Below are 11,554 nucleotides of genomic sequence, written 5' to 3'. Positions count from 1 at the left end.
AGGTTCATGAAAAAATACAAGAAATTAACACTCAATATCACTTTTTTAAGTATAGCAATACTATTAGTTTATTATTTAATAGTGGCTTATAAACTTAAGCTTAATGTTAGTCCAGATGAACTACTTCGTTATGAAATTCCGTTATACATCTATCAACATGGAACACTTCCGGTTGGAACAAATAAAGCGGTGATGTTACCATATGGGAATTATTCGTATGCTTATTATCCGCAACTATTAGGTGGAGTACTAAGTGCATTATTTATGAAAGTAATGTCTCTTTTTTCAACAGATCCTAAATTATTACTTTTTGCTGCTCGTTGGACTAGCGCATTAATGGGAATTGTTACTGTTTATTGTGTTGTTCAAACTTGTAGGTTATTTACTAAAAACAACTTTTTAAGTAATATGTCGGCAGTAGTTGTTGGCTTATTACCACAGTTTGTTTATCTGTCAGCATATGTAAACAATGATATTGTCGCAATTGCTGGAGTAAGCATAATGATTTATGCTTTAACTTTAGCTACAAAAAGCAATTGGAATTATAAAAATTCTCTTGTCTTATCACTAGGGATAATTATTTGCTTATTAGGATATCTTAACTCAGTACCGTTTGTACTGGTGGGGATAGGATATGCAATTTTCTTGTTAGTAGAACAAATAAGAAATAAGAAATTGCTTTTCAAGTACGGAATATGGATTTTAGTAGTAGTAGTAATAGTCGTTATAGTTTGTGTAGCACCATTATATATTCGCAACTATTACTTATATCATGACTTTACGGGAGCAAGAGTATTTAGCGCCGCATATCAACGCTGGTTAGATGGTGGTGGAAAACCAACAATGCACCCGTACTCAAGTGGAATTATAAAGCTTATTTTTAATACTGACTGGATAGTAACGACATTTAAGAGTATGGTTAGCTTGTTTGGGTATATGAATGTTTTCCCTAAATTAGGATACTATATCTTTTATCTCTTGTTTTTCTATACTGGACTTTTATTTAGCATAGTATTGCTAAGCAAAGAAAAATCCAAGGATACTAAAACAAAGATATTTAATTGCCTAATGCTTATAGGCGTGTTACTTACACTTTTTCTAAGTATGTACCGTTCTGTGACAACCGATTACCAACCCCAAGGAAGATATGTGTTGACTGTTCTTCCAATATTTATTATTTGGTGGACGACAGGAATGAATAAGTTACGGAAATTATCTAGGCCCAAATATTCAGTCTTTCTATATACTACATTAATAACAGTATATGCAATTATAAGTTTGACTTGTGTGATACATTATGTTGTCTTAAATTCAATATTAATAGGATGAGAATCTGGCGGTAAAGTACACTACATTTATGGAGGAACAAAAGATGAATAATAGCATATTAACCATTGTAGTACCATGTTATAACGAGCAAGAAGTGTTGCCAGAAACAGTTAAAGAATTGGGCGGAGTATTAGAAAAACTCATTAAGGATGGAAATGTATCACCTAAAAGTAAAATTCTGTTCGTTAACGATGGTAGTAAAGATAAGACGTGGGAATTAATCTCAAAATATACTAAAGAGTATGAATATGTTACAGGAATTAAGTTTAGCCGTAACTATGGGCATCAAAATGCATTATTGGCGGGAATGTCGGTGGCTGTAAAATATTCAGATATGATTATTACAATTGATGCGGATTTACAAGATGACATTTATGCAATTCCGAAAATGGTTGAAAAATACAACGAAGGTTACGATGTTGTTTACGGTGTTCGTAATAGTCGAGAAACTGATACTTTCTTTAAGCGGCGTACTGCGCTGGCTTTTTATGGCTTAATGGGCAAACTTGGAGTAAAACTTGTTCCTGATTCGGCAGATTACCGTTTATTAAGTAAACGTGCTACAGAAAGCTTACTTGACTTTAAGGAACGTAATCTTTTCTTGCGAGGGATGGTTCCGCTAGTCGGTTATGATTCAGCTAAGGTTTACTATGCCCGGAAAGAACGGTTTGCAGGAAAGTCGAAGTATCCATTGAGTAAAATGCTTCACTTTGCATTAGACGGAATTACATCATTTTCGATTGCTCCAATTCACCTAATCTTGTATTTAGGCGTGTTGACGGTGATCTTTAGTATTATTATGATGATTTACACTCTAGTAGAAAAAATTAATGGACATATTGTCTCTGGATGGGCGTCCTTAATGATTTCTATTTGGTTCTTAGGCGGAGTACAGCTTATCTCGATTAGTATCATTGGAGAATATGTAGGTAAGATTTTCTCTGAGGTCAAGCATAGACCACGTTTTGTGATTGAGGCTGAAACATATACTGAAAAGATGACAAAACAAGATAAATAAGTTAGGAGTAGTTGAAATATGTCTGCTAGGGAAGAAAAAGTTGTTAATGCTATTTTAAAGTACAGAAATTTTATTTTTTTAATCTTGGTATCTGTAATTGCATTAATAATGCGCCTTAAGTTATTCAGCTTTCAATCATATGATTTTAGAATTTTCTTACTTCCGTGGTACGAGACCATTGAAAAATTAGGTGGAATAAAGGCCCTTGATATGCAGGTGGGGAATTATGGTATTACTTATCAAACTTTAATTGCACTTTTCACATACCTACCATTTAAGCCAATTGTAATGTATAAGTTCTTATCGGTATGTTTTGATTATGTTTTAGCAGTTGGAAGTGCTTTATTGGTACAGGCCCTATATGATTCACAAAGTAAATCACTTTTTTTACTTGTTTATTCTGTGATTCTTTTTGTTCCAACAGTAGTAATGAATTCAGGTTTGTGGGGGCAATGTGACTCAATTTATTGTTCATTCATAATTCTTTCTCTATTGAGCTTAGTAAAGAATAAAAAAATACCATCATTTATTTTCTTGGGTGTTGCTTTTGCATTTAAATTTCAGACAATTTTTATTTTACCGCTATACATTTTGCTTTATTTAAGAAATAAGAGTTTTAGTATTCTGTACTTTGGAGTTTCGTTTATAAGTTTTTATTTGTGTTGTCTCCCAGGAATTATTATGGGAAGAAATTGGTTAGATCCTATTCGTATCTATCTGGGTCAAATTGATGAAACTAGGATTAATTTGTTGTATCCGAATCTTTCGGGAATGATGACTCAAATAAATAACGGAAATATATATAACTACCAAATCATGAAGTCATTTTTGATCTTTTTAACATTAGCTATTTTATTAATCGGTTCATATTACTTATTTGTGAAAGATAAAGTATGGACAAAAGATCAGATAGTAGTTTATGGATTATGGATTATTTGGACATGTGTTATGTTTTTACCAAGTATGCATGACAGGTATGGATATTTAGTGGATGTTTTATTAGTTTTACTTTCTTTTAAGTACCCAATTCTTTGGATTAATACTACTTTTTCAATTCTAGAAAGTTGGCTGGTATATGTTAGTGGACTTTTTGGAATAGATATTAATATACAATTACTTTCTTTTACGGCAGTATTAAATTATACTTGCTTTACAATGGTGGTATTTTTTAATAAATATGACAAACTATTAATGAAATCAATAAGCTAATATTTTAAGATTACAAGTAACCCACTTAAAACTTACTTGTAATCTTTTTGTAATTTAAGAGTGGTAAACTAAGAAGCGATTAAATAAAAGGGGAAGGTATATCTTAAATTATGGCAAGTGATAGTAACTCAAAAAACAATCAGTTTCGTGTTGTATTACCAGTAATCTTTACGTTTGGAGCATCATTAGTTTTCTTCCAGGGAAATGCTCAAGCTGATGATACCAATGCCACTGCTAATACAGCGGTCACTACTACACAAACCAGTGACAATCAACAAAGTAGTAATTATCAAAATGCTAATGTTGCTTTGATGACTGCCCAAGCTGTTCAGACTCATGCCGCTGAGCAGACTGCTAATACAGATCCTAATAAAGGGGCTGTTGATATTAGCGCCGAGAATGCACAAAATGTCGCTAATGCACCAGCAGTTGATACCCAGCCTAATGTGTCAACGAATCAAATAAGTAATACCCAAGCTGATCCAGAAAATGGAACTGCTTCAACGACCGTTAGTGGGACTGGTAACATTAACACTAATGGGCTTTCTGCTCGTAACGTACAATTTTTAGAAAGTATCCACCAAGGAGCCGTTGATGGCTGGAAACAATTTGGAGTTTTACCATCATTGACTGGTGCTCAAGCTATTATTGAAAGTGGTTGGGGTCAATCTGCTTTAACTACTCAAGGCCATAACTTGTTTGGAATCAAGGGTTCTTACAATGGACAATCAGTTACAATGCCGACTTATGAGTATTATGGTGGTCGGTATGTTCAAATTAATGATGCTTTCCGCGCATATCCGTCAAATTATGAAAGTATTGTTGATCACGGCCGTTTCTTAAAAGAAAATAGTCGCTACAGTAATTTGATCGGTCAAAAAGATTATCAAACCGTTACTCGCTTAATTCGACAAGACGGATACGCTACTGATCCACAATATACAAATACGCTTAATCGTGTAATCCGTCAATATAATTTGACTGCTTGGGACCAAGAAGCCTTTAATGACAACATCAATACTGGTCATATTGATAATGTCTCTGTTCAAGGAAACAATCTTAAAGTGGAAGGCTGGCATGCTACTAATAATTATGATCAAAGTATGCATCACTTTATTATCCTTCTTGATGGTAATACTAAGCAAGAATTATATCGTCAAGAAGTTCCTGGTACTTACCGTCAAGATGTCCAAAATGTTTATCCAAATGCCAAGATTTCTGGTTGGGGTGGTTTTAGTTTAACGGTTTCAAACGCTGCTAATTTTGCAGGCAAGGCAATTCAAGTTGTTTCTCGTTATACTAAGAATACTAATGGGGAACCAAATGGTGGAGACGATTTATGGTTTAATTCGGTAAATCTTAATACCAATGCTGGTTATCTTGACAATTTCAATATTGATGCTGCTACTAATACTCTTAATATTAGTGGTTGGCATGCAACCGATCAATCCGCGGGCAAGGATCATCATTTTATTATCCTTTATGATGCCACTAAAAACCGGGAGTTAGGTCGATATGAAGTTAATTCCGCAATTCGTAATGATGTTGCCAAGGTCTACAATGTTTACAATGCTGGTAAATCTGGATTTAACCTTCAAGTAAACATTAGTCCGGCGTTGATTGGTGATAATATTCAAGTAATTTCTCGTTACAGTAATGCTGCTAACGGTGAAGGTAATTATGTTGATTATTGGTTTGCACCAAAAACGTTTAATGCTAACCAATCATATTTAGATCAGGTCGAGATTTCAGATAACCAAGTTCATGTTAGTGGTTGGCAAGCTGCTGATGCTAGTGTTAAACAGCAAAATCATTTCGTAATTCTTTATGATGCCACTACTCATCGCGAAATCACTCGTAAACAAGTAAGCAATGTCAGTCGCCTTGATGTTCAACGAGCTTATCCAAACATTGCTAATGCTGGTAAGTCTGGCTTTGATGTTACCTTTGACTTTAATAGAGCAGCTTACGCGGGACATCAGTTACAAGTGATTTCCCGTTATAGTGATGCAAATAATGGTGAAGGTAATCGTACTGATGCATGGTTTGCTCCTACCATTGTCCCAAGCAACAATCAAGGATTTCTTGACAGCTTTGTTGTAAAAAATGGTGGAGTAACGGTAACTGGATGGCAAGCCGCTGATCAAAGTTATAACCAAAAGAATCACTTTGTTATCCTTTATGATGCTACAACTCACCGTGAAATTGCACGTCAACAAGTAACTAACTTAGATCGACCTGATGTTCAAAAAGCATATCCGTCAATCTATAACTCTGCTAAATCTGGTTTCAAAGCAGCCTTTAAATTAGATAGTAGTTTAATTGGACATGAGATCCAAGTGGTTTCTCGCTATAGTGATGCAAACAATGGTGAGGGTAATCGTACTGATTTCTGGTTTGATGCTATCAAGTTACCACAAAATCTATATTAATTTATCGTTTATAGCTAAGCAGTACCTTAAATGTAGGTGCTGCTTATTTTATATAGAAACTTAGAGCGAATTTTTAATATAAAAACATTGTTTAATTACTTGTGTTAAAATAAGAAAGGATTTTTGTTAATCATAAGGAGGCCACTATGAAAGGAATAATTTTAGCCGGTGGGTCAGGAACCCGCCTCTATCCAATTACGCGTGGTATTTCAAAACAATTGATTCCGGTTTATGATAAGCCGATGATTTATTATCCGCTATCGACTTTGATGCTGGCAGGAATTCGAGACATCTTGGTGATCTCGACACCGGAATATTTGCCACTATTTGAAGAATTATTGGGTGACGGGTCCAGTCTGGGCTTGAACTTCTCCTACAAGGTGCAAGATCACCCAAATGGACTCGCCGAAGCTTTTATTCTCGGCGAAGATTTTATTGGTGACGATAGTGTTTGTTTGATTTTAGGAGACAATATCTATTATGGGGCTGGTTTGTCCGACTTAGTTCAATCAGCAGCGAAAAAAACTGATGGTGCTACAGTCTTTGGCTACCATGTTAATGATCCTGAACGTTTTGGGGTGGTTGATTTTGATGACCAGATGCATGCCTTATCGATTGAAGAAAAGCCGGCTCATCCTAAGAGTAATTATGCGGTGACTGGTCTTTACTTCTATGATAATCAAGTAGTTGATATTGCTAAAAACATCAAGCCATCGGATCGTGGCGAACTTGAGATTACTGATGTTAACAAGGAATACCTGCGTCAAGGCAAGCTCGATGTTAAGTTAATGGGTCGTGGCTATGCCTGGTTAGATACCGGTACGCACGATTCAATGCTCGAAGCAGCCAATTTCATCGCCACGATTGAAAAACGCCAAAACTTAAAAGTGGCTTCCTTAGAAGAAATTGCTTATCGGATGGGTTACCTTAATAAGGACCAATTAGTTGAACTTGCTCAACCTTTAAAGAAGAATGACTATGGTCAATACTTATTACGGTTAGCACAACAGGACTAGGAGTGAACAGATAATGGGAAAATTAAACGTTCAAACAACCAAACTACAAGACGTCAAAATTATTACTCCCGCCGTCTTTGGTGATCACCGGGGTTTCTTTGAAGAAACTTACTCTGATCGTGACTTCAAGGCAGCGGGGATTGACTTTAATTTTATTCAAGATAACCAATCACTTTCAACGCAGGCGGGTGTTCTCCGTGGATTACACTTTCAACGGGGAAAAGCAGCCCAAACAAAGTTAATCCGGGTAGTTACTGGTGCCGTCCTTGATGTGATTGTTGACTTACGGAAGGGTTCACCAACATACAAGCAATGGGAAGGTTATATCTTATCCGCAAGTAACCACCGTCAACTCTTAGTCCCACGTGGATTTGCCCATGGCTTCTTGACTCTAACTGATAACGTTAACTTTGTTTACAAGTGCGATAACTATTACGATGCAGAAGCAGATGGGGGAATTTCCTTTAAGACGCCGGAATTAAACATTGACTGGCCAATTGAATTTGATAAGGCCATTACTTCCGAAAAGGATGCCGCACAACCAACCTTAACTGAATTTGAAAAAGACAACCCATTTGTTTATGGTGAAATTTAAGCGAGGTCGTTATGGAAGAGTTTAAGAATATTATTGTTACGGGGGGAGCTGGTTTTATTGGCTCCAACTTTGTTCACTATGTTGTTAACTACCACCCGGAAGTTGAACACATTACGGTTTTAGATAAACTGACTTATGCTGGTAATCCCGCTAATCTTGATGGCTTGCCAAAGGATAAAGTTGAACTCGTCGTCGGGGATATTTGTGATAAAGACTTAGTTGATAAGTTGGCAAGCAAAGCCGATGCCGTTGTGCATTACGCGGCGGAAAGTCACAATGACAACTCCTTGATTGATCCCACTCCGTTTATCCAAACTAATATCGTTGGGACTTCGGTTTTAATTAATGCTTGTCGCAAATATGACGTCCGTTACCACCATATTTCCACAGATGAAGTCTATGGGGATTTACCATTACGGGAAGACTTACCCGGTCATGGTGAAGGAAAAGGAGAAAAGTTTACTCCCGAATCACCATACCGGCCATCAAGTCCTTATTCTTCGTCAAAGGCTAGCTCTGACTTATTAGTGCGGGCTTGGGTTCGGTCATTTGGCTTACGGGCGACGATTTCCAATTGTTCTAACAATTATGGGCCTTACCAACACATTGAAAAGTTCATTCCTCGTCAGATTACTAATATCTTAAGTGGCATTCGGCCTAAGCTTTATGGATCCGGTAAAAATGTTCGCGACTGGATTCACACTAATGATCATTCCCGCGCCGTTTGGGATATTTTGACCAAGGGTAAGATCGGTGAAACTTACCTGATCGGAGCCGATGGTGAAAAGAATAATAAGGAAGTTCTGGAAATGATCTTAGAGCTAATGGGGCAACCTAAAGATGCTTATGACCATGTGAAGGATCGTCCCGGCCACGATTTGCGGTATGCCATTGATGCAACAAAGCTCCGGACAGAATTAGGATGGGAGCCTGAATTCACTGACTTCAAGACCGGTTTGCAACACACAATTGATTGGTATACGGAACACCAAGATTGGTGGAAAGATGAAAAAGCCGCGGTTGAAGCAAAATATGCAAAAAATGGTCAATAAAAGATAAAAAGAGTCGTGTTATTCCCGAAGTTTAAGGAATGCACGACTCTTATTTTAAGGACAACAGATGGATGACATGGAAAGAATATTGAGAGCTGTTGTCAAACTGATTATATCATTAAGTAGCTTTAATGTAAGGAGAAAACAAATGACAAAAATTTTGATTACTGGTGCTAATGGTCAACTTGGCTCCGAATTACGTAATTTATTGGATGAACGCGGGATTACATATGACGCCTTTGATTCTAAACAAATGGATATTACTGATCAAGCCGTTGTAAATGAAAAGATTAGTGCGCTTAAGCCGGAAGTAATCTATCATTGTGCCGCTTATACCGCCGTTGATAATGCTGAAGATGTTGCCAAAGACCTCAATTGGCAAGTAAACGCCGATGGTACGCGCAACGTTGCCGAGGCCGCTAAAAGTGTTGGTGCTAAGATGGTTTACATCAGTACCGATTATGTCTTTGATGGGACCAATGAAAGCGAGTATGAAGTTGATGCGCCCACTAATCCACGAAATGAATATGGTAAAGCGAAACTTGCCGGTGAAAAAGCAATCCAAGAAACCTTCGCTGATTACTACATCATTCGCACATCCTGGGTCTTTGGTAAATACGGTAAGAATTTTGTCTACACCATGCTTCGTCTTGCCAAAGACCATGATCAGCTCACCGTCGTCAACGATCAATTTGGCCGCCCAACGTGGACTAGAACCCTGGCTGAATTTATGACTTACTTAGTCGATCATAGTCAACCATTCGGTACCTACCAGCTATCTAACGAGAAGAGTTGTTCCTGGTACGAATTCGCCACCGAGATCTTAAAGGATAAAAATGTTGAAGTCGCTCCCGTTGATTCATCAGCATATCCAGCCAAAGCTTACCGCCCTCGCCATTCAGTTATGAGCTTGAAGAAGGCAGAAGACACTGGGTTTGAGATTATGGATTGGCAAACGGCCCTTAATAAATTTATGGAATTAATTTAAATCTTAATAAATTTGTAATCATTTTTGTGGTATCTTTAATAGTGATATTTCTAACTTATAGGGAGATAACAATGGAAATAAAGAAACACTATAAATTATACAAAGATGGTAAAAATTGGTGCGCAATGGCGTTAGCTGTTGCGGCAGTTTCAGCGGGATTAGTATTGGGAAATACGAATGTAAAAGCTGATACGCCGGCTGATAATGTACCGGTAGTTAAAACTACTAATCCTACTACTGGGGGAGCCACTGCAGAGCTAGCTAGTCAAGAAAAGGCTGCTCAAGCAAAGGATAACGGAAACTATGGCTACCTTGATGTTGCTCAAGTTGTTAATAATAATGACTTGCATGTTAGTGGCTGGCAAGCAACCAATCAAGCCGCTGGCAAGGATAATCGTTATTTAGTGGCTTATGATAGTACTACTAATACCGAATTAGGTCGTACATCGGTAACCGAAAATGTAGCGCGTCCTGATGTTGCCAAGGCTTATCCGGATGTGGTTAACGCTAAGGATTCCGGTTACCAAGCAACGATGAATAATCTGGACTGGAGTAAGGTTAAGAGTGTTGATGACCAGATTCACATTGTTAGTCGCTATAGTGATGCCGCTAATGGTGAAGGGAATCATGTTGATAATTGGTCGCAACCAATTAATCTTGATAAGGGAAATTATGCTTATCTTGATAATTTTGGTGTTAAAGATAATCAGCTTCAAGTTTCTGGTTGGAATGCGACTAATAAGGCATTAGGGAAAGCTAATCACTATGTGATTTTATATGACCGCACCGCTGGTCATGAAATTACTCGGGTAAAAGTAGAACCTACGGTCCGTCCTGATGTAGCGAAAGCTTACTCCCAAGTGATTAATGCCAAAGATTCTGGTTTTAATACAGCCTTTTCACTGGCTGGCATTGACTTAAACCATGAACTGCAAATTATCAGTCGCTATAGCGATGCTGCTAATGGTGAAGGAAACTATGTTAGTTACTGGTATGCCCCTAAGAAGTTTGCGCCAGCTAACACTAGTAATCAAGGGAGTCTTGATTCATTTAATCTTAGTAACGGTCAATTAATCGTTAGTGGCTGGCACGCAACGGATTATTCTCAAGTTGAAAATAGTCACTACTTGATCCTATTTGATAATACAAATAAGACGCAAGTTAAGTCTATTAAGGTAACTAATGGTGCCCGTCCCGATGTGGCAAAGGCTTATCCTACAGTAGCAACAGCTGGGCAATCTGGCTTTAATGCTAATTTTGGTACAGTAAATCTTACCCCAGGTCATAGCTATAGTCTTGTTAGTCGTTACTCGACGTTAGATGGTGGTAATGGGGATAATGGTCAAAGTAAGACTACTGATTATTGGTTTAATCCTGTAACGTTGGATCAACAAGCTTCTTATGTTGATAGCTTTACCAAGACTGATAATGGCTACAATGTGAAAGGCTGGATGGTCAGCGATCAATCAATTAACAAGCCTAATGCTTACCTTATTTTATTGAATGATGGTCAAGAAATTGCTAGGACGAAGGTCGAACTAACTGACCGTCCTGATGTAGCTAAAGTTTATCCAAGCATTTACAACTCGCAAAAGAGTGGCTTTAACGGTGAATTTAAGGTGGATCCAGCTAAGGCAAACGGCACCCTTAAAGTAATTATGCGGTTTGCTGGTGATGATGCTAACCAAAATTACAGCGATCAGTATAGTCAAGATTATCCAACGAATGCTGGTAATTTTGATAATATTCACGTAACAGCTAGTCAGGTTAGTTTGAGTGGCTGGCATGCAAGTACGCAAGCGGGTAATAAACCATATGAATGGTTGATCGTTCTTGATAATAATGGTCAAGAACTTTACCGCCAAGAGATTACAGATAAGGACCTTGGACGAAATGATGTTCAAAATGTTTATCC

The 11,554-nt window shown here is 37.5% G+C and carries 9 protein-coding genes; all 9 read left to right on the top strand.

Going from position 1 to position 11,554, the window contains the following annotated elements:
* Nucleotides 1-6 precede the first annotated feature (6 nt).
* Nucleotides 7-1,329 (top strand): glycosyltransferase family 39 protein, encoded by a 1,323-nt coding sequence (locus LMB57_RS03360; RefSeq protein WP_229272546.1) that lies wholly within the window; start codon nt 7-9, stop codon nt 1,327-1,329.
* A gap of 43 nt (nt 1,330-1,372) precedes the next feature.
* On the top strand, nt 1,373-2,347 hold the full coding sequence (locus LMB57_RS03355) for a glycosyltransferase family 2 protein (RefSeq protein WP_229272545.1): 975 nt from the start codon (nt 1,373-1,375) through the stop codon (nt 2,345-2,347).
* An 18-nt stretch (nt 2,348-2,365) separates the two neighbouring features.
* Complete coding sequence (locus tag LMB57_RS03350) at nt 2,366-3,556, top strand: hypothetical protein (RefSeq protein ID WP_229272544.1); 1,191 nt, start codon at nt 2,366-2,368, stop codon at nt 3,554-3,556.
* Between the two features lie 110 nt (nt 3,557-3,666).
* On the top strand, nt 3,667-5,988 hold the full coding sequence (locus LMB57_RS03345) for a glycoside hydrolase family 73 protein (protein ID WP_229272543.1): 2,322 nt from the start codon (nt 3,667-3,669) through the stop codon (nt 5,986-5,988).
* A 146-nt stretch (nt 5,989-6,134) separates the two neighbouring features.
* Complete coding sequence (rfbA, locus tag LMB57_RS03340; protein ID WP_229272542.1) at nt 6,135-7,004, top strand: glucose-1-phosphate thymidylyltransferase RfbA; 870 nt, start codon at nt 6,135-6,137, stop codon at nt 7,002-7,004.
* 13 nt (nt 7,005-7,017) lie between these two features.
* Complete coding sequence (gene rfbC, locus LMB57_RS03335) at nt 7,018-7,599, top strand: dTDP-4-dehydrorhamnose 3,5-epimerase (RefSeq protein WP_003664372.1); 582 nt, start codon at nt 7,018-7,020, stop codon at nt 7,597-7,599.
* Nucleotides 7,600-7,610: 11 nt separating this feature from the next.
* Complete coding sequence (rfbB, locus tag LMB57_RS03330) at nt 7,611-8,651, top strand: dTDP-glucose 4,6-dehydratase (RefSeq protein WP_229272541.1); 1,041 nt, start codon at nt 7,611-7,613, stop codon at nt 8,649-8,651.
* Nucleotides 8,652-8,799: 148 nt separating this feature from the next.
* A complete protein-coding gene (gene rfbD, locus LMB57_RS03325) occupies nt 8,800-9,639 on the top strand; it encodes a dTDP-4-dehydrorhamnose reductase (RefSeq protein WP_229272540.1) in 840 nt (279 codons plus the stop codon).
* Nucleotides 9,640-9,710: 71 nt separating this feature from the next.
* Nucleotides 9,711-11,554, top strand: a 1,844-nt coding sequence (locus LMB57_RS03320) for a KxYKxGKxW signal peptide domain-containing protein (RefSeq protein WP_229272539.1), incomplete at its 3' end; no start/stop codon positions are given.

Origin of the sequence: Limosilactobacillus secundus, assembly GCF_020784695.1 — a bacterium.
Lineage (GTDB): Bacteria > Bacillota > Bacilli > Lactobacillales > Lactobacillaceae > Limosilactobacillus > Limosilactobacillus reuteri_F.
This window is presented reverse-complemented; position numbering and strand designations above follow the sequence as displayed.